23 protein-coding genes are annotated in these 19,549 nt (G+C 40.4%); 11 read left to right on the top strand and 12 right to left on the bottom strand.

What is annotated here, in order from left to right:
• Positions 1 to 37 precede the first annotated feature (37 nt).
• Positions 38 to 922, bottom strand: a complete 885-nt coding sequence (locus tag AC4IFT_RS02080) for a DMT family transporter (protein WP_490732640.1) — start codon at positions 920 to 922, stop codon at positions 38 to 40.
• Between the two features lie 94 nt (positions 923 to 1,016).
• Here AC4IFT_RS02080 and AC4IFT_RS02075 point away from each other — a divergent pair, with 94 nt between their 5' ends.
• From AC4IFT_RS02075 to AC4IFT_RS02065, 3 genes are all read left to right on the top strand, one after another.
• Complete coding sequence (locus AC4IFT_RS02075) at positions 1,017 to 2,357, top strand: aminotransferase-like domain-containing protein (RefSeq protein WP_490750517.1); 1,341 nt, start codon at positions 1,017 to 1,019, stop codon at positions 2,355 to 2,357.
• A gap of 76 nt (positions 2,358 to 2,433) precedes the next feature.
• Entirely contained in the window at positions 2,434 to 2,820 is a 387-nt protein-coding gene (locus tag AC4IFT_RS02070; protein WP_490732644.1) for a cytidine deaminase family protein, read from the top strand.
• 23 nt (positions 2,821 to 2,843) lie between these two features.
• Complete coding sequence (locus tag AC4IFT_RS02065) at positions 2,844 to 3,320, top strand: NUDIX hydrolase (RefSeq protein WP_490750516.1); 477 nt, start codon at positions 2,844 to 2,846, stop codon at positions 3,318 to 3,320.
• Here the strand turns inward: AC4IFT_RS02065 and AC4IFT_RS02060 are convergent.
• Positions 3,317 to 3,931: a LysE family translocator gene (locus AC4IFT_RS02060; protein ID WP_490750514.1), complete on the bottom strand. Its 615-nt coding sequence runs from the start codon at positions 3,929 to 3,931 to the stop codon at positions 3,317 to 3,319. The two genes, AC4IFT_RS02065 and AC4IFT_RS02060, sit on opposite strands and share 4 nt — an antisense overlap.
• Positions 3,932 to 4,078: 147 nt before the next feature.
• On the opposite strand from AC4IFT_RS02060, the gene AC4IFT_RS02055 reads away from it, so the two are divergent.
• A complete protein-coding gene (locus AC4IFT_RS02055) occupies positions 4,079 to 4,948 on the top strand; it encodes a LysR family transcriptional regulator (protein ID WP_490750513.1) in 870 nt (289 codons plus the stop codon).
• A gap of 134 nt (positions 4,949 to 5,082) precedes the next feature.
• Complete coding sequence (gene ddlA, locus AC4IFT_RS02050; protein ID WP_490750512.1) at positions 5,083 to 6,186, top strand: D-alanine--D-alanine ligase; 1,104 nt, start codon at positions 5,083 to 5,085, stop codon at positions 6,184 to 6,186.
• Positions 6,187 to 6,254: 68 nt separating this feature from the next.
• On the opposite strand, the gene AC4IFT_RS02045 is transcribed toward ddlA, so the two are convergent.
• The 4 genes from AC4IFT_RS02045 to AC4IFT_RS02030 are packed head-to-tail and all read right to left on the bottom strand — an operon-like array spanning position 6,255 to position 9,154.
• On the bottom strand, positions 6,255 to 6,809 hold the full coding sequence (locus AC4IFT_RS02045) for a P-loop NTPase family protein (RefSeq protein ID WP_490732652.1): 555 nt from the start codon (positions 6,807 to 6,809) through the stop codon (positions 6,255 to 6,257).
• 10 nt (positions 6,810 to 6,819) lie between these two features.
• Entirely contained in the window at positions 6,820 to 7,293 is a 474-nt protein-coding gene (locus tag AC4IFT_RS02040; protein ID WP_490732654.1) for a GNAT family N-acetyltransferase, read from the bottom strand.
• On the bottom strand, positions 7,277 to 8,050 hold the full coding sequence (locus AC4IFT_RS02035; RefSeq protein WP_490732656.1) for a GNAT family N-acetyltransferase: 774 nt from the start codon (positions 8,048 to 8,050) through the stop codon (positions 7,277 to 7,279). The genes AC4IFT_RS02040 and AC4IFT_RS02035 overlap by 17 nt, the downstream gene beginning before the upstream one ends.
• A 3-nt stretch (positions 8,051 to 8,053) precedes the next feature.
• Positions 8,054 to 9,154: an NAD(P)/FAD-dependent oxidoreductase gene (locus AC4IFT_RS02030; RefSeq protein WP_490732658.1), complete on the bottom strand. Its 1,101-nt coding sequence runs from the start codon at positions 9,152 to 9,154 to the stop codon at positions 8,054 to 8,056.
• A gap of 132 nt (positions 9,155 to 9,286) precedes the next feature.
• Here AC4IFT_RS02030 and AC4IFT_RS02025 point away from each other — a divergent pair, with 132 nt between their 5' ends.
• On the top strand, positions 9,287 to 10,114 hold the full coding sequence (locus AC4IFT_RS02025; RefSeq protein WP_490750511.1) for a PhzF family phenazine biosynthesis protein: 828 nt from the start codon (positions 9,287 to 9,289) through the stop codon (positions 10,112 to 10,114).
• A 55-nt stretch (positions 10,115 to 10,169) separates the two neighbouring features.
• Here the strand turns inward: AC4IFT_RS02025 and AC4IFT_RS02020 are convergent, their stop codons facing one another.
• Positions 10,170 to 11,330, bottom strand: coding sequence for an MFS transporter (locus AC4IFT_RS02020; protein ID WP_490750510.1), 1,161 nt, complete (start codon positions 11,328 to 11,330; stop codon positions 10,170 to 10,172).
• Between the two features lie 28 nt (positions 11,331 to 11,358).
• On the bottom strand, positions 11,359 to 12,159 hold the full coding sequence (locus AC4IFT_RS02015) for an inositol monophosphatase family protein (protein ID WP_490750509.1): 801 nt from the start codon (positions 12,157 to 12,159) through the stop codon (positions 11,359 to 11,361).
• An 87-nt stretch (positions 12,160 to 12,246) separates the two neighbouring features.
• On the opposite strand from AC4IFT_RS02015, the gene AC4IFT_RS02010 reads away from it, so the two are divergent.
• The 3 genes from AC4IFT_RS02010 (at position 12,247) to AC4IFT_RS02000 (ending at position 14,644) form a co-directional block, all read left to right on the top strand.
• Positions 12,247 to 13,020, top strand: a complete 774-nt coding sequence (locus AC4IFT_RS02010; protein WP_490750508.1) for a DeoR/GlpR family DNA-binding transcription regulator — start codon at positions 12,247 to 12,249, stop codon at positions 13,018 to 13,020.
• A 78-nt stretch (positions 13,021 to 13,098) separates the two neighbouring features.
• Positions 13,099 to 14,022, top strand: a complete 924-nt coding sequence (locus AC4IFT_RS02005; protein ID WP_490750507.1) for an alpha/beta hydrolase family protein — start codon at positions 13,099 to 13,101, stop codon at positions 14,020 to 14,022.
• 25 nt (positions 14,023 to 14,047) lie between these two features.
• A complete protein-coding gene (locus AC4IFT_RS02000) occupies positions 14,048 to 14,644 on the top strand; it encodes a LysE family translocator (protein WP_490750505.1) in 597 nt (198 codons plus the stop codon).
• A 38-nt stretch (positions 14,645 to 14,682) separates the two neighbouring features.
• Here AC4IFT_RS02000 and AC4IFT_RS01995 read toward each other — a convergent pair whose 3' ends face one another.
• Positions 14,683 to 15,465, bottom strand: coding sequence for a GNAT family N-acetyltransferase (locus AC4IFT_RS01995; protein WP_490750504.1), 783 nt, complete (start codon positions 15,463 to 15,465; stop codon positions 14,683 to 14,685).
• A gap of 175 nt (positions 15,466 to 15,640) precedes the next feature.
• Between AC4IFT_RS01995 and yqfB the strand changes: the two genes are divergently transcribed.
• Complete coding sequence (gene yqfB / locus AC4IFT_RS01990; RefSeq protein WP_490732674.1) at positions 15,641 to 15,961, top strand: N(4)-acetylcytidine aminohydrolase; 321 nt, start codon at positions 15,641 to 15,643, stop codon at positions 15,959 to 15,961.
• Here the strand turns inward: yqfB and AC4IFT_RS01985 are convergent.
• Positions 15,958 to 16,824 (bottom strand): LysR family transcriptional regulator, encoded by an 867-nt coding sequence (locus AC4IFT_RS01985; RefSeq protein ID WP_490750503.1) that lies wholly within the window; start codon positions 16,822 to 16,824, stop codon positions 15,958 to 15,960. The two genes, yqfB and AC4IFT_RS01985, sit on opposite strands and share 4 nt — an antisense overlap.
• A gap of 97 nt (positions 16,825 to 16,921) precedes the next feature.
• On the opposite strand from AC4IFT_RS01985, the gene AC4IFT_RS01980 reads away from it, so the two are divergent.
• On the top strand, positions 16,922 to 17,854 hold the full coding sequence (locus AC4IFT_RS01980; RefSeq protein ID WP_490732678.1) for a DMT family transporter: 933 nt from the start codon (positions 16,922 to 16,924) through the stop codon (positions 17,852 to 17,854).
• Between the two features lie 24 nt (positions 17,855 to 17,878).
• Here the strand turns inward: AC4IFT_RS01980 and AC4IFT_RS01975 are convergent, their stop codons facing one another.
• Positions 17,879 to 18,400: a GNAT family N-acetyltransferase gene (locus AC4IFT_RS01975; RefSeq protein ID WP_490732680.1), complete on the bottom strand. Its 522-nt coding sequence runs from the start codon at positions 18,398 to 18,400 to the stop codon at positions 17,879 to 17,881.
• 157 nt (positions 18,401 to 18,557) lie between these two features.
• Positions 18,558 to 19,544 carry a D-cysteine desulfhydrase gene (locus AC4IFT_RS01970; protein WP_490750502.1) on the bottom strand — a complete coding sequence of 329 codons (987 nt, stop codon included), beginning with the start codon at positions 19,542 to 19,544 and terminating at the stop codon, positions 18,558 to 18,560.
• Positions 19,545 to 19,549 lie beyond the last annotated feature (5 nt).

The raw sequence follows: 19,549 nt of genomic DNA, 5'->3' as shown, positions 1-19,549 counted from the left end.
GCGATCGCGCTTTGAGTGCTTGCTTTGAACTTCAATTCTAGCGGGCGAATTTTTTTGAGGCAGCGACACAAAAAATAACCCCACAGGTTGATGCAATCATAAATGCATTAACGGTTTCATTGAGCAACCAAGCAGAAAGGAGCAAAGCAATAAATGGTTGTAATAGTTGTAATTGACCTACACCGGCAATACCCCCTTCAGCAAGACCTCGATACCAAAAAAAGAAACCGATTAGCATACTAAAGAGCGAAACATACACTAAGCCTAACCATGCTTTTGTTGGTACGTTTGAGAGGTTGTCTGGCCATAAGAACGCACACAGCAGTAGCATAATGGGTAATGAGATCACTAAAGCCCAGCAAATAACCTGCCAACTACCTAATTTTTTGGATAAAACAGCACCTTCAGCATAACCAAGCCCACATAGAAGTATCGCGGCTATCATATATAAATCGCCAACAAGTGTGCTTTTGCCACCTTGAAACAATGCGAAGCCGATTACAAATAAACTTCCTATTACAGAAAATAACCAAAACAGTTTGCGAGGCCGCTCGCGAGCTCGTAAAACAGCAAAAAATGCAGTTGCGAGGGGAAGCAATCCTATGAATACAATGGAATGCGCGGAACTGACATATTGCAAAGCAAGGGCAGACAGAAGCGGAAAACCAATCACTCCGCCAATGGCGACAATGAGCAATGGGATAAAATGTGTTTTATGCGGTATCTTTTGGCGTAAAAAAAGAAAAATAATTAATGAAAGCATACCTGCAATTACGGCACGAGCAGCGGTTAAAAAATCCGGCGAAAACCCTTCAATGGCAATTTTTGTTGCAGGTAAAGAACCACTAAAGATGACAACACCAATAAAGCCATTGACCCACCCTCGTGTTGTATTAGGCAGTGTTGTAATTGTTTGTTCCATAGGTTTCCTTAAAATTGATAAATAAGCGCCTTGAGTAAGAGAAAATTAATGTAGATAATCATGACAATCAAAAAATTGTCATAGGTACAATTTCATGTCACAGCCTCGTTACCAAAAGTACGTTGATAAAATTGCTGAAAAAATAATCAGCGGTGAGCTAAAACCTGGTACTCGCTTAGCGCCACATAGAATCTTTGCCAAGCAAGAGGGGATTTCATTAGTCACGGCATCTCGGGTTTACCGTGAGCTGATTGATAAAGGTTTAGTGAGCGGGGAAACGGGGCGAGGGACGTTTGTTCGTGACATTCAATTATTACCCACATTAAGCATTCAACATGATGTTGTGCCTGAAATGTTAGATTTAAATTTCAGTTACCCCATCGCTAAGGAACAAACAAAAATACTGCGAGAGTCATTAAGGGAATTGGCGGTTGGGGGGGATTTAGAGGGAATTCTCTATTACCAGCAGCATACGGGTAGGCATCATGAGCGGGTAATAGCCGCTAACTATTTAATGCAACAAGGGTTTAGTAATGTATCACCTGAAACACTCACTTTTGTAAGCGGAGCGCAGCATGGTTTAGCAACGATTGTTTTAGGTATGTTTAGTCCGGGGGATATTGTGGCGGTAGATGCCTTAACCTATCCAGGGTTTAAAGCATTAGCCAAACTGTATCACATTGATCTAGTGGCTATTCCAGCATTAAATGACGGGCCCGATCTAAACGCGTTAGATTTACTTTGCCAGAATCGAAAAGTTCGCGCGTATTACACCATGCCGACTCTGCATAACCCGCTGGGCTGGGTCATGCCATTATCATCGCGAAAAATATTATCAGGTATGGCGAAAAAACATGATTTTTTGCTAATTGAAGATGGTTCGTATGCATTTTTACATCGACCTGTCATTACTCCGTTGGCCATGTTAGCCCCAGAAAGAACCTTTTACATTGCGGGTTTCTCCAAAAATGTGGCGACAGGGTTACGAGTAGGAATTGTTTTATCGCCTAAGCAATATATTGATAATATTGAGAAAATAATACGTATAACCACATGGAATACACCAGCATTAACAACTGCAATTATTTGTGATTGGCTAGTGAAAGGCGAAGTAGCAAAAATAGAACGCAATAAACGTCAAGACGCAAAAAATAGGCAAAAAATAGTCAGGCAGGTTTTTGGTGACTTTCCTTACATAGCACATCCAAATAGCTATTTTATTTGGATTCCATTACCTGAAGGTTTACGCTCTGAAGCGGTTGTTAGTCAGCTCAGCAAACATAATATTGCAGTCAGCAGCGCTGGGTCTTATTCCACTTCAATTGCTGTTCCCCAAGCGATACGTGTTGCGGTAAGTACGGTTCCATATGAAGATCTCGCGGCGGCGTTAGAAACCATAAAATCGGTAATATTGTATATGATAGATTTAGAGTAGAGCACAATAATATTAATAGTTTTTATTATGTTAGCGTTTAATTAAGGTATTCAATTAGCATGAAGAGAGGGTAATTATGTTAAAACATCTCGTTGATATTGCGAAACAATATGCAAAGCCAGCGACATTTAATGGATACGTAGAGAGCGGGCATGTTGCTGCAGCGTTAGAAACAGATGACGGCAAAATTTATAGCGGCGTGAGTATCGATTCCGCATGCTCGTTGGGGTTTTGTGCAGAGCATGCGGCGGTTGCTGACATGCTAAAAGAAGGGCGTTCAGTCATCAAGGCGATTGTCGCTGTTGATGCATCGGGTTGCATTGTACCGCCTTGTGGGCGTTGTCGTGAGCTATTGAGCCAGTTATCAGAGCAAAATAAAAAAACGCTCGTTGGTGTAGATGAGAATACCCAAGTGACACTTGCTGAGCTGATGCCATATGACTGGAAAGCATCGCGTTGTTAAATATTGAAAAGAGTTATTATTGTATGAGTCATGAGATAAAACACTTTACGGCTACCGCAATGATCCGTAATGAAAAAGGTGAGTTTCTGCTCCATGAACATCCCAAACTGGGTTTCTGGTTACCACCGGGTGGGCATATTGAAGAAAATGAAGAACCCCAAGATGCGTTATACCGTGAGGTACTAGAGGAAACTGGGTTATCTTGCAAAATTCTTAGCTGTGGTTACCCCTTTAAGACCTTAGTTGCCAATTCATCTCATACTCAATCATTACCATTGCCCATGGCTATCCTCAAAGAATTCATTGCGGATAAGAAAAAAGGCGACCATTGGCATATTGATATGGTGTATTTATGCGAATTAACGGCACCAGAACAGCCTCCTTTTTCGCCATTTAGTTGGGTGCCTTTTCAACAATTGACTGACTTAAATATTCCAAAAGATGTGATTGAATTGGCTCAAATGGTAAATGAATATTATCAGGTCATTGATAAGGTCTAATTCACATTAAAGAATAATAGGGATAGCCCCAATATTATGAGTAATGCCCCGATAATTTTATCCATTACGGCTTGATAACTCAGTACCTTATTGCGTACTGAGGGGGAGGCGAAAAATAACGCGATTAAGCTAAACCAAATTAAGTGCACCAATGAGATAAACACCCCATAGCCAAGGTTGAGCCAAGTTGAATTTCCAGCTTGAATAACTTGGCTGTAGACAGAAACGACGAAAAACATCGTTTTTGGGTTAAGCGCATTGGTTAAAAAGCCTATTTTGAATGCGTTAAAATGTGAAATTGGCTGCGAAGTTGTGCTATCAGTGCCTATTTTTGTTTTATTAATAAATGACTTAATACCGATATAAACCAAATAAAAAACGCCCATTAACTTAACCGCTAAAAATAATGTACTTGAGCTCATAATTATTAGCGTGATACCAAAAATGGTGTAGAACACATGCACTTGGACGCCAATTGCAATGCCTAATGCGCATAATAAACCCGTTTTTATGCCATAGGTGTAGCTTTGCCGAGTCACCATCGCAAAGTCAGGCCCTGGGCTAATTACGGCAAGGATTGTAATCGTTGCTACCGCAAGAATTTCATTCATTTAAGTATCCTAAAGAGTTATAAAAACTGACAGTAATGGCTATGGTTATGATTATTCTGAACTGTTTAATATTTTTATTATCAATAGATTGCATGAAGTTAAAAAGCGATTTATTCTGACTTAAACCTGTTACTTTTCGTTACCTATATGAAACTACCTCCGTTATCGACATTACGCTTCTTTGATATCGCAGCTAAAGCAGGCAGCTTTGTTAAAGCCGCACAAGAATTGAACGTCACGCACAGCGCCATCAGCCGGCAAATTCGCCTATTGGAAGAGTACCTTGGCGTGGAATTGTTTGAGCGGCGAAATCGTGCCGTTTTTTTAACACCAGAAGGCCAACTGCTTCTACAGACGACCCGTGGGATGTTTGAGCAATTAAGCGCAGTGGTTGAGCAGATAAAAACAAACGCAGCACCCGATGTGGTGAGCTTGTCTTGTGAGCCAACGATTGCCATGAAGTGGTTAATCCCGCGTTTAACCGACTTTTATCAACGATATCCCCACATTACGGTTCATCTTGTTGCGGCTGGAGGTGCCATTGATTTTGCGAAGACACACGTTGATCTCGCACTAAGGCGTAATGATTTTTCATGGGGCGGGCAAATACATGCCATGAAGGTATGTTCAGAGCAAATGGGGGCAGTATCACTGCGTTCAGGTAGTTCGATGATGCTACCACTATTGGTAAGTGTATCGCGTCCTGATGCATGGAAAACATGGCAGCAGAAAAGCGGGGTGGATTTAACAGGCTGCAAATATGTGACTTATGAACACTTCTATTTATGTATTCAAGCGGCATTGGCGGGGCAAGGTACAGCGTTAGCATCATTTCTTATGGTAATCGATGAAATTCAATCTGGGCAGCTTCAGCCCTCGGAGGGCTTTATTCCCGATGGTTCAGCGTATTATTTACTTTCGCCAAAGCCCCTCGAAACACACCGTGCAGCCGCAATTTTTGCAGATTGGCTGATTGAGCAAATCAATATCAGTATTGATTACATTAATAACAGATAGGGTTTTCATCAAAAATCTAATGATTGTTCATTAATACAGCGAACTTCACTGTAATATAAAGATTTTATGACATAACTTTCTCCGTGCGTGCTATATTTCTCTGCTAGGTATGGTGTCTTACGTTGGAGCAGATAATGAGCAAAGTACGGGTAGGTGTAATTTTTGGTGGGAAATCGACAGAGCATGAAGTTTCTCTGCAATCAGCTAAAAATATTATAAATGGCCTCGATAGGCATAAGTTTGATGTATGCCTTTTCGGTATCAATAAAGAAGGTCAATGGCACGAATATAATGAAGCCGATTTTCTGATACATGGGGACGACCCATCTCGCATTGCACTCAATACACCCAAACGTAGTATTGCACTTGTTCCGGGAAGAACCCACGAACAATTTATCTCCCTAGAAGATGCAAAACCATTGCCACAAATTGATGTTATTTTCCCTATTGTTCACGGTAACTTAGGTGAGGATGGCTCGTTACAAGGTTTATTGCGCATGGCGAATTTACCGTTTGTAGGGCCGGGAGTGTTAGGTTCGTCGGCCTGTATGGATAAAGACGTAACTAAACGATTACTTAGAGATGCAGGCTTAAATATTGCCCCATTTATTACCGTATTCAAGAATCAACGTGCGACAACAGAATATGAAGCAACAGTCGCTCTCCTAGGCTTACCACTGTTTATTAAACCTGCTAACCAAGGCTCATCGGTTGGGATCAGCAAAGTTAATAATGCATCAGAATTTGAAGCTGCATTAGACTTTGCTTTCTTATTCGATACTAAAGTTCTGATTGAAAGCGCAGTAAAAGGGCGTGAGATTGAGTGTGCGGTATTGGGTAACGACGAGCCGCTTGCCAGCCCTTGTGGTGAAATTGTTCTGCACGATAGCTTTTATGCATACCACACCAAGTATATTGATGAAAATGGTGCTTCTGTTGTGGCACCAGCACAGTTAGATGAAGCGGTAAGTGACAAGATCCGTGAGATAGCATTATCTGCATACCGTGCATTAAATTGTAGCGGTATGTCCCGTGTTGATGTCTTTCTAACAGAAAATGATGATGTAGTTATTAACGAAATCAATACATTGCCTGGTTTCACGAACATCAGTATGTATCCAAAACTGTGGCAACAAGGCGGTATGACATACCAACAGCTAATCAGCCGCTTAATTGAATTAGGGATTGAAAAATACCAACAAACCGCCATGCTGAAAACGGCATGTGATGAAATTTAGTGACTAAGTCATTGTATCTCGGTAGCCTTTATGGCTACTGAGATTATCTTTCACCACCATAAATAAACTTATCCTTTAGCCGCAACCTGCGCTTTCATCTGCTGTAAAAATAAATGCATTTCTTTTGGTGATGTAAGTCGAACGAATTGAATATGGCGTAAGTTGATATTTGCCATATGTTTTAGGTTTCTTTCCTTATTTGGATAGTAAGTCTTCAGTAACCACAAAATAATCGAATTACGACTGAAAAAGGAATTTTTCCAGCTTTCTTTATTACCCGTATTTTCCCACAGCTCTTGCCCTGAACGAATGCGAGACACCGTACGCACAACAGATTGGTATAAGGTTCGAGGCAACGAATAATCCAACCAAATAACCATATCGACATCTTTCCATTTGATGGGTTGTGTCCGCGTGTAGTTTCCATCAAGCACCCACCCAGATACAGCATCAGTTAATGCTGTATTGAGCTTTTGGTTAAGCGCCTCATCAGTAGAACCTTGCCAATTTGCTAGCCAATATAGGCTATCCAACTCAATAGCTGGTACGTTTAGCAGTAATGCAAGTCGCCGACAGAGTGTGCTTTTACCACTGCCGCTGGTACCAATAATATTAATTTTCATATGCTAACTGTCAGATATATTTGTGATAAATACGCAGAGATGGTCGACTTAATGGCGCTGATAATTGCCACCCACAGCGGATGAGTAAACTATCCGCCACGGTAGTCGCACAGAAAATATGGGGGTATTGCCGTTTATCAATAATCAACTCAAGTTGTTCAAATAAATATTGTCCAAGACCTTGATTGCGTTTCTCAGGAATAACAAAAGCGGCACCAACCCATGGGAATGCGGGATTATTTGGTAAAAAACGTTCACTTTTCAGCGCAATAAAACCACAGGGTTGATTGTTTTCAAAGGCGACGATCCCCATACCAACCCCTGCGCGCTGGCGATATGCAGCAATATCTTGCCAAACATCGCCATTACCTGAATAGCCATAGTGAGAAGGCCACTCCTGCAGGAACCATTGTGCAATTAATGGTTCCAATTCAGGGATATCGTGCAAATAACGCCAGTGACGTAAATTATTTACACCAGACATAATTGATATAGCGGAATAAGGGTTCAAAACCAAATTTTTTGTATAAATCAAACCCAGCTTCAGATGCATCTAAGAAACAGTGCTCGACACCTTGCTGGCGGCAAAATGCTAGCGCATAATCAATGAGTTGCGAAGCATAGCCATGACCTTGGTGACGAGGTTCGGTACCAATATCATCAAAACGCGCAAGGGTTCCTTCAATTGTGACTGTCATGGAGGTTGCGGGTTCACCATTGACGAGTAACACAAGGTGAAATTGGGGAGCGCCTTGCTGTAGTGCATCTTCATGATAACGCACATATTCCTGGATAACCTGATCGTGTTCTTCAGACAGGTAGAATGCAGAAACCAGTGGCTTTGCCCACAATGACAAATCATGGTTGGCTAAAACAATGTCCACTTGGTTATCAGGTAGTGCAACTTCATTTTGCTTCGCTAAAGTTAACGCCATAGCAGTCGTGACACTGTCACGTTTATACCCTAATGATTCAGCCTCATTAACCACCTGAGGGAGCATTTCTTCAGGGATCACTAACGTATGATTTTTCTTCTGCGAAACAAACAGGTTGTGAGCCTGCATAAATGCGTGGCTAGTAGAGTCAGGTTGCAAATAGATGAAGTTAAACGCCGGCGAGTTAAGTGGCGTTAAATAACAAATTGTATGTTGTGCAATCTGGATACTATGTTCACAAATAGATGTCCAAAACGTTTTTTCAATCGATTGATAATGTCTTAAATAGTACAACGGAATATTCATTTGTCAGTTACCTGATGCAAAACGAGTTAATCGATATGGGCTAAGTGTAGCTTGTTCTATTCCATGCAAAATTTCATCTTGAGCCAATTGGCATATCAACGGCGCTAGTGTAATCGCAGCGTGCATACTGATAATATATAAACCTTCGAAATCAGCAACTTTTCCGACAATTGGCATCTCATCTTTAGGCATAGGTCTCATTCCGATGAAAGCTTTTTCAAGATTTAACGTATCACTACCTATAAATGAATTTTTGATAACGGTAAGGGCGTTTTGTGCGATACAGTCTGCACTGTGTTCCGGTTTATCACTAATGTAATCTTCAGCACACAGTATTTTGCTTGCAGAAACAGGGCGTAGTTCCATTTCTGGGGTTGATATGATGTGTTGCACCAATTGTTCGCCATTTGGAGCATTAATGTGCACAATAATGGACGGTGAAGCGCTAACTGGGAGCTCGACACCAACTGAACCGATGAGTGTGGTGGCATCAACGCCAGCGGTAATCACTGTTTGATCGGCTAAAAATGTGCCGTGATTGGATATGACACCTAAAATTCGGCGACCTTCTTGGATGAGGGAAAGCACTTCGTGTTCGGGTAAGTAGGTAACGCCTTGCTCAATAGCCAGTTTCAGCAGCGTTTGTGTACCGTAAACAGGATCTATACTTCCCTCATCAGGGCAAAAAGCAGCAAGGGTTGGGAGCGACCGCAAATTTGGCTCCATTTCCTGTAATGCATCTTTATCTAACGCCTTGACATTAAAATTATTTTTCTGATGGTCATCAATAAATGATGCTGTCGCTGCTTCGCTATCTTGCCAACTAATTGCACCAGACCATTGGATATTTAACTGGCCTTGCGTGTATTCGTCGAGAGAACGCCATTCGGCGAGTGCTTGCTTACGAAGCAGGCTATACGCATCAGGGCGGCCGTAAGATACGTTTAGCCAAGCAAATGCGTGTTGGGTAACACCTTGGCCAGCATGGTTTTTGTCTAATAAAATAACGCGTTGATTTGTATGCTTGGATAAATACCACGCAAGAGTGGTGCCAACAAAACCTGCGCCCACGATAATAATCGTTTTTTTCGTTGTCAAATCCATGGGTTACCTGTCTAAGAATATCAATTACAATGACTATCTTAATGTGTTATGACATTTATATACACAAACATTATTGGTTAGCGCATTATTATTCCTATAGTAAATATATGAAGTCACAATTTAGAGGGAAAAATGAAGTATATTTTTGAGCAAGTGAATGTTTTTTCAGCAACAAAATTAGATGGCAACCCACTGGCTGTTGTCGTAGGGGCTGATAACCTGACGGATGCTCAAATGAGTAAATTCGCAAAATGGACCAATTTAAGCGAAACCGTTTTTCTACTACAGCCAACAACACCAGAAGCAGACTACCGTGTGAGAATTTTTACGGTAGAAGGTGAGTTACCTTTTGCAGGACACCCAACATTGGGGAGTTGTTTTGTGTGGCAACAAACTTACGGCCAGCAGCAGAAAACATCGATAGTTCAAGAATGCAAAGCAGGGTTAATTGCGATTAAAAAGGTGAATGACCGATTGGCATTTAAGGCGCCACCGCTTATTCGTAGTGGTGAAATTGAGCAAAATGACAAAATAAAGGTGTTTAAAGGACTGGGTATTACGGAAGACGATGTTGTAGACAGTAATTGGGTCGCAAATGGCCCTAATTGGATGGGGATCCAGCTCAAATCGGTCGATAAATTATTGAGTATTAAACCCGACTATTTTCAACTTAAGGGCTATGATATTGGCCTGTGTGCAATTTACCCTGAAGGTAAAGATAAGCAGCTCGAAGTAAGGGTTTTTTGTGGCACAAGTGCAGTTGAAGACCCTGTGACAGGGAGCTTTAACGCAGGTGCAGCACAGTGGTTGATCCCACAAGGGAAGTTGCCAAAGCAATACATTGTTGGCCAAGGGCAGTGTGTATATGGCGAAGGGCGAGTGTATGTGAGTGCGGATGATGAGGGCATTTGGATTGCAGGAGATGTGATCAACTGCATTAGTGGGACTATTGAATTATAGCTATTCGATAATCATAAGGTTGCTAATAAAATGCAACCTTATGATGTTGATGAAATTAAACGCGAATAAAACGGGTAACGAATGCAATAAACACTAATAATGCGGAAATCATTAAAAGTGCAGTCGCTAACGTTAATTGGAAAGCCACAAAGCCAATGACCGCAGGTCCCGCTAAGATCCCTAAGTAACCCAATGTTGAAATCGCAGGCACAGCCAAGGCTTCTGGCATTGTGTTCTGTTTGCCAACCGCAGAAAACATCACGGGAACGATATTCGATGAACCCGCACCCACTAACGCGAAACCAACAATGGCAAGGACTAGTGAAGGGGAAAGAACCGCGATGACAAAACCAAGGCAAGCCAGTAACGCGCCTAAAAAGACCACGCGAGCAGAGCCTACCCGCATCACAATTTTATCGCCTAATAATCGGCCAATGGTCATCGTTGTCGCGAAAGCCGCAAAGCCAAGACCACCCAGCGTTTCTTTGAGACCGTGGTGCTCGATTAAGAATACGGCACCCCAATCCAGCACGGCGCCTTCCGCTAGGAACACCGCAAAACAGACAATACCAATCACCAAAACAATCCCTTTGGGAATGGCAATCAGTGGGCCTGTTGGGGCATTTGCATAAGTAATTAAACCGTTATAGCAGATGGCTAATAAAACTAACGCAATAACGGACACAAAAATAGACGCTAAAGTGGCTGATACCCCTAAGAGCAGAACAAAGCTCATGGTGCCAGCACCGGCAATTCCCCCCACACTGTAGAACCCGTGAAAGCCTGACATAATGGGTTTGTCCGAGGACTTTTCGACAATCACGGCTTGCACATTCATTGCACAGTCAGTCAGGCCAATAAAAATACCGAACAACAATAAGCCTGCAATCAAAAAACTGATGCTAGAAAGTGACGATAAAACAGGGAAAAGCAAGCAAAAACCAATGGTTGCAATAACCATCAAGCGACGACAACCATACTTGGCGGCTAACGCACCTGTCACTGGCATGGCCACAAGCGCACCGCCACCAAAGCAAAGTAGTAACATACCAAGTGTTGCATCATTCGCCCCTGTATTGACTTTGACATAGGGAACGATAGCAGCCCAAGCTGCGGTAACAAAACCAGCAATAAAAAAGATAATGCGCGTAGATACTTGCTCCCTTTTTGCAGGCGCTAAGTGAATATTCGCATTGAGTTGTTGAGTAGATTGCATTTTTTATAATACTTTTTTAAATGATAAATTAACTACCTGAATTTAAGATAGCCAGAACGCGCTCATGAAGGATTGGGCAACCCGTTGCGACGACAGCTCCACCTGATTCTGCGCGCCTTCCTTCAAGTGTGGTGACCATTCCACCCGCTTGCTCTATAATAGGGATTAATGGAACAATATCATAAGGTTCCAGTGCGAATTCGACACAAATATCAATTCTTCCTGCTGCGAGCATGGCCATTCCATAACATTCTCCCCCATAACGCGTCATTAAAACACGTTCATCAAGTGCCTTAAAGTGAATATCAGGCCGAGCGGATATTGGCTCTGGAGATGTCGTATGTAATATAGCATGTTCTAATTTAACGTTTTTTCGAGTGGCTAAACGAAAATGCCCATGTGGACTACTCGTCCAACTGCCATGTTGATCTGCCCAAAAGCGTTCCCCAATAAAAGGTTGGCTCATGATACCCATCACCGCTTTTCCGTGTTCCGTTAGGCCAATTAAGTTAGCCCAAAGGGGGATACCGCAGAGAAAAGGGCGAGTGCCATCTATCGGGTCGAGCACCCACTGAATATCGCCTTCCCCCGTAATGCCATACTCTTCACCCATAATAGAGTGAGTTGGATAGGTTTGGGTGATGTGTTCGCGCATTGCTTGTTCAGCCAGCTTGTCTGCTTGTGTGACAGGGTCAAAACGATAATTATCCTTTGGCTTGTTTTCAACCACACTGAGCTCATTAGTGCGGTAATAATCGAGAGAGATTTTCCCCGCAATATTTGCGAGTTCATGTAAAAAGAAGCTGTCAGGTAGGGGTAAGTTGTTCATATCTTCTTCCTTATTACGTTATAACGAGGGTATTGACATAATATCGTGCTCGATTATGATCATTTAAAAATAATTATGAGGTACTACATGCTCGATTATGCCGCTTTTCCAGAGCAAAGACAAAATAAAATTCGCCAATTGTTATGTGAGCAAGGGCGAGTGATTTGCACTATTCTTGCCCGTGACATGCAGGTTTCTGAACATACAATTCGTAGGGATTTAAATGAATTAGCACAAGAAGGCGTTTGCCGTCGAGTTCACGGCGGGGCAGTGAGTATGTTAGATGAGCTTGGCTCGTTCGAGCAAAGAATCGAGCAGAATCAAGCGGAAAAAATCAAAATCGCACAGGCCTGTAGTTTATTAATTAAACAAGGTGCATGTGTGTTTATTGATACCGGTTCGACGAATTTAGAAATTGCTCGCAATTTACCTGCACATATTGCGTTTACGGTGGTGACAAATTCCCCTTCCATTGCGCTTGAATCCATGAAGAGGCCTCTTTGCGAAGTGATTTTAATTGGTGGAAAGTTGAATCGTGAAATTGGTGCCAGTATTGATACGTCTGCTGCTAATCAAATTAACCATATTCATTTTGACCAATGTTTTATTGGTGGCTGCGCCTTAGATCCGCAAATGGGCGTGACTATCTTTGATTATGAAGAGGCGGAGTTTAAAAAAGTACTTATTCAGCGCAGTAACCAAGTCATTATGGGGGGTACCGCAGATAAGTTACCGGGGGTTGCCCGTTACACAATTGCAAGCTGCGATCAAATATCTATTTTGGTGATGGATAAAAATTTGAATCCAAATATCGTTGAATTATTTGCAGATACTTCGCTAAAAATAGTGATGGCCAGCTAGCCAATGAAGCATTATACGCACCAACTTAATCACCTTGTTTAATATAATGACGAATAAAAATAACCCATGGCTTTCCCTATGACAATTAAACTGACTGCACTTTTAATTTCTTTATGTTCATTTGGTGTACTCGCTGAATCTACCCCATATAAAAAACAAACTCTGCTCAATGATGGTAAAGAAATTGATTATTATGTCATTCAAAAAGGTGACAAAAAATCGCAGGATTTGCTGGTCTTATTACAGGGCTCAGATTGTAAAAGTGTGGTCAATAACCCTAACATGGTGAAAAACTTTGGGGCTGTTTTTCCCAATAACGATATTTTGTTGGTTGAAAAAACAGGGCTAAATAGCGAAGTCGGCGCAGATGGTGAAGAAGCGTCAGAGGAAGAATGCCCTGTGGCGTATATGTCACAAGATTCCCCAATTGAGCGAGCTGATAATTATGCTGCGGTTTTAAAACAACTCAAAAAAGATTACCAACATATTGTCTTATTAGGTGGCAGTGAAGGGGCATTAATTACCCATTTAATTGCAGCTAAAGGTGATTTTATTTCCGCATCTATTGCGTTGAATGTGGGGGGACAATATTTTATTGATGATGTACTTTATAGCATCAAAAATAATACCCCAACTGACGAAGTCGCTAATTCATTAGAGGGCTTTAATCAATTTGCACAAGCCGCGAAACAAAAACAATTAAATAATGACCAGTTTATCAGTGGACATGGGCCACGTTGGTGGTATGAAATGCTGACGATTGATAACTTGAAGTTAGTGCAGGCAATTAAAACGCCACATTTGGTTATTCAAACGATGGCTGATACGAATGTTGATGCTTACAGCACAGAAAGAATGATGAGCCAAACGAATAACCCATCAGTGAGTTTTAAAAAATATGAAAATCTGGATCATTTCTTTAAAGATAATCAAGGGAAAATGCACACTGAGATGATTGTGAAAGATATTCAAAACTGGTACAGCAATGCGGAATTAAAATAGATAACTGAATACAAGGTTTTTGCCTGTGGATATACTGGGTTTTATGGTGACATTGCTTCCAATCATTGTTTCTCCAGGAGCAAGCTTTGCAATCGCCCTGAATAGTACGTTAACACAAGGAATGAAAGGGCTACTTATTCCAATTATTGGGACTGGGTTAGGGATAATGACGCATGGTTTATTAGTTGGTATTGGCTTGACTAAAATCCTCGCCTCTTATCCATGGGTAATGCGTTCAATCGGCATTTTAGGAACTTTATATTTAGTCTATTTGTCTATCACATTAATCAATACAGGGTTAAAGGCGGGGAAAAGTACAGCAAATAACACGATGAGAACAGTTACGGTTAAAGATGCTTATTTAGCTAATTTGCTAAACCCTAAGGCAATTATTTTATATTTAGTGGTAGTCTCTAACTTTGTCGGTAAAGCTCCGTCCTTAATGAGCTTTCTTGCCTTATCCAGCATTCATGTATTAATGATGGCGGCTTGGTTGGCAATATCATGTGGAAGCCTTATCTTCTTTTCCTCATCTATTCAAATTAACACACTGAGAAAATATATTAATATTGGTGGGGGCATATTGCTGTTGATAATTACACTTGTGCCTTACTTGTTTTAGATAGCGTGTACCTTATGGCTTAGATACACGCTAAATATTTATTCAGCAATAAAACTAAAGTAGCTAAAAATAGGTTCAAACCCCAGTTTTTTGTAGATTGAAAGCCCATCAGATGAGGCTTCTAATACACACTGTTCAATACCTTGCTGATTGCAAACAGTTAATGCGTACCTGATAAGTTTTGTCGCAAAACCTTTTCCCTGAAACTGAATGTCTGTGCCAATATCATCCAGCCGCGCATTTTTATTATTTATTGTTAAAGTTAAGGTCGATACAGGTTGTTCATCGGTATATAAGACAAAATGCATCATATTGACGTGTTTATCCAAAGCTCTTTGATGGTAACGAACATATTCATTAATGACGGTGTTGTCTTCTTCCTCAATATCTGAATCTACAGGAAATGCGGTAATCAATGGTTGTGCCCAATCATTCAGCTGCTTATCACATTGTTTAATTTGATAGCCAACTTCAGGTGACAATGGTTCTTTAAATAAAGATAGCGCTGAGGTTGGTAAAATCATGGCCGTTGATTCACCGTCCGCAATTAAACCCCGTTTCTTGATTTCGCGTTCAAAATGGTTTAATTCGTGTTGATGAACAACTAATACATAAGGTTTAGATTGCTGCTTAAAGACAGTTTCCGCTTGTTCAAATTCGCTTAGACTAGCGCCCTGATGAAGATAAATAAAATTAAAAATAGGTAAGTTGAGTTCAGAAAAATAGGCGATAGTATTTTCACTCACCTTTAAAACCTCTGAACAAATAGCAGACCAAAAATGGCCTTCTTGTTGATAAAATAGGGCTTCGTTATTATTCATTATTGATATCCAATTGGGTTTTAATCATATCCAAGCATGATTGTATAGAAAAAATTTCTACAACAGTAGAATGGCGATAAATGACAGCACGAAAACAACCATTTGGTTGCATTTTGACGACGTTATAAGAAAATGTGTTTATAAATAGACGTTTTAACAAAACTAGGGACAAATTATGAACGATGCACCAGATACAATTACGTTTTTTGAGCGGTTGCTGCCTTTAGTGGTGTCCGGGAAAAAAGTGATCACAATTCGTGATAAAAGCGAAAGTCACTACGTACCGGGTTCGACAGTTAAGGTCTATGCCCTTGAAACAGGGAAATATTACACCGAAATTGAAATACTTTCTGTGGAGCCTATTTTCTATGATGATATTTCTGAGTATCACGCAGAACAAGAAGCAATGACATTAGATACCTTGAAAAAGTTAATCAAAGAAATTTACCCGACTGAGCAATCTTTATATGTGATTACTTATCGGTTGGTAAATTAACCATACATTCTTTTAGCAATTTGAATAAATGCCTTTGTGGCAGGTGACAGCTGGCTTTCATCATTAACAGCAAAGGCAATATTTCTTTTAACGGGGGGATTTAGCGGTTTGACCACAATATTTTGAATGTAATCAGGAATAGCCAGTTGCGCGACAATTGAAACAGCGTCGCCTCGAGCGACTAAAGCAAATGTGCTCAGTAATTGCCGTGTTTTAAATTGTATTTTAGGCGTCAGCTTTTGTGCATGAAATAAATCTAACACTAATTTTCCTGATCCAGCCTGCGTTAAATTAAACGGGTATTCACATAATTCTTTCAATGAAATACTTGGCTGATTTGCCAATGGATGGTCTAGAGGGAGAATTGCTACCATTTGGTCATCTTTTACTTTAAAGGTATCAAACCGTTCATCAGGTAACACAATCACACCAATATCAATACGTTTTTCCTGTAACCACTGAGTCACCGTTTCGTCATCGCCCTCATCAACCACAATATTAATCAACGGATATTTTTCACGAAATTGAGCTAAAATGGGGGGCAACAAATTTAAAGATGACCCAGGCCCAAAAGAACCTATTCTTAAAATACCCGCTTTTAATCCATTCGATGCCAGAGCCTCTTGTTTCATAGATTCTTGGATATTCAACATATGGTGTGAACGCAACAACAATGTTTTGCCTATTTCAGTTAAGGTTGTTTGATTTTGTTCACGAGTAAATAACATGACGTTGAGGTCTTTTTCTAATGATTTTATTGCATGAGAAACCGCTGACTGGGAAATATTCAATTTCATCGCCGCTAATGTAAAGCTTCTTAATTCAGCCACGGTGGTAAAGACTTCAAGTTGTGTGAGTGTCATGAGTAAAAGCTCATTAGTGTATGATATTGAATTAGCCTTAGCTTATCAGTGAGACGGTAATTAACAAGGTTTTTATCTTTATCACTGAGAAAACAAAATGCAAAACACAGTAACAATAACCAAAAAGAGACCACTGAATATTATCATCATGCAAATGGTGCTTGTTTCCGTTATTTGGGGCGGTACATTTATTGCAGGCAGGGTCATTCAACCTGAAATTCCCCCCTTATTGTCAGCGACATTACGCTTTCTTTTTGCCAGCTTCTCATTAATTTTAGTGCTGTTTTTGGGGCGTATTGGCTGGAAATGTATTTCAATGAAGCAGTTATACCAAATTATGGTATTAGGTGGGAGTGGGGTATTTATTTATCAAATTTTATTTTTCTATGGTTTACAAATTATACCCGCGTCACGTGCAGCTTTATTAGTCGCGATTAACCCTGCGATGATTGCCTTAATTTCATTTATTTTATGGAAAGAGAAAATTTCAATTAAAAAAGGCTGTGGGATAAGTTTGTGTGTGATAGGTGCGGTTATTTTGCTATCAGATAAAGCGCCAAATACAGATGATTTTATGGTCAATAAAGGTGATTTAGCTATCTTAGGTTGTGTGATTAGCTGGGGGATATATACGGTCGCAGGTAAAAATGTGATCCAAGAAATAGGGGCATTACACACAGTAACGTATGCGGTTTTATTTGGCACTATATTGTTAATTTTCACTTCTATTTATGCAGAAGAAATCAATTTTGAGGCACTATCTTTGTTATCAGTGGGTGACTTAGTCAGTTTAAGTTATTTAGGTATCTTAGGGTCGGCTATTGCTTATGTATGGTATTACCAAGGTGTTTCGCAGTTAGGAGTTGCGGGAGCTGGATCATTTATTGCACTTAATCCGTTAAGTGCAGTTATTATTGGAACGATTTTTCTGAATGAAAAAATGAGCTCAATGATCATTTTGGGAGGGGGACTTATTATCCTAGGGATCATGATAACGAATAAGAAACAGACACAGCAAAATAGCGCTTAGTGATATATTATTTTATAAGCCACCCTAAAGGGTTTTGTACATAATGTATTCAATGGTTTGTTGTGACTCGGTTTTAAATAAAATCTCCTTGAGGATTTTTAACCCATTAGATTGATACAACTGGATAGCTCGCGAATTGCTGGCGAGCACGTCCAACCAGAGTATATCTGAGCTTTTATTGATGGCGATGTCTTCAATCAGTTTAAAGGTTAACTTCCCATAACCTTTTCCTGTCGCTGCAGGCAAGAAATAGAGCTTATTTAACAATGTGCCAGCCATCTGGGTATCGGGTATCTCTTCTTGGTGTGTCAATTTCACTAACCCGACAGGGAACTCTGATTCAATAACATACCACTCTATGTTTGGCTGACTTATATCATGGATGATTTTATCGGTACTATATTCCTGATTTAGGTATTCAAATAATTCATCTTTACTATTCCAAAGTGCAGCAAAGTGGTGCATATAACTCTGCATACCAATTTCATAAAGTGCTAATGCATCTTGTTCACGAGCTAATCTGAGAGTGATTGGTATTGATGTCATTATGTTATCGCCTCTTTGTGCCAATGTATCGATTCGGTGGGTTGATACCCATAATATAAAAATGTTATCAGCGTATTTTTGATACAACAAATATAATGAAAATAGTTGGCAAAAGAAAAGGGCAAAAATGCCCTTTATAGAAGATAAACGGGATTGATTAAATTGTTTGGCTAATATCTGAATAAGCAAATAAGGCTTGTGCGCCGCCCGTATGGATAAATAGCACTGGCGTTTTTTCAGCTGAGTTTTCTAAGTAGTCGATTAAGCCCGCCATTGCTTTTCCTGTATAAACGGGATCCAGTAAAATACCTTCTTGCTGAGCAAGAAGCTTTATGGCAGCAAGGCCTTGCTGGTTAGGCATACCATACATAGGCGCAAAAAAATTATCCCATAATATGACGTCAGGCACTTGATGCAATTTTAATAATTGGGCTAATTCATTCTGTAATTTTTCAACTTTAGGGGCTTGGTCTTGTTGTTTTCGTGAGACGGTTACGCCAATAAGCTGGCTTTGCGGTAACAATTCTTGTAAACCAATAGCCAGACCTGCATGAGTACCTGCACTACCTGAAGCAACAATAATTTTATCAAACTCAATGTGTTCTGGTTTCTGCTCGGCAATTTCTACCGCGCATTGGATATACCCCAAAGCACCTAAAGCGTTTGATCCACCCACAGGGACGATATAGGCATCATGCAGTGACAGCGATTCAATCAGTGCTTCCATTTGGGCTTGCGGGTCGGTTAGTTCTTCACACATAACACAGCGCGCCCCAAATAAATCTGTCAGTAATTTATTACCATTATGCAGAAAATTTGTGTCATTGCTTTGGATTGGGTTTTCTAATAAAGCAACACATTCTAAGCCATACATGGCAGCAACGGCGGCAGTTTGCCTAACATGATTTGACTGGATTGCGCCAGCTGTAACAATAATCTTTGCATTTTTTGCTAATGCATCAGACATTAGAAATTCAAGTTTACGTAACTTATTCCCACCCATTGCCAGAGGTGTCATGTCATCGCGCTTAATATAAATTTCGCGGCCAAATTTTTTTGACAAGTTATTAAGCCGGTGAAGTGGTGTTGAGGTTTTTAATAAATCAACTTTTTCGAATTGGCGTAATGTTTGTTGAATTGACATTTAAA

The sequence above is a fragment of the Providencia sp. UF-183 genome (assembly GCF_058246155.1).
Note: the sequence above shows the minus strand (reverse complement) of the source record. Positions and strands in the feature narration are given on the sequence as shown.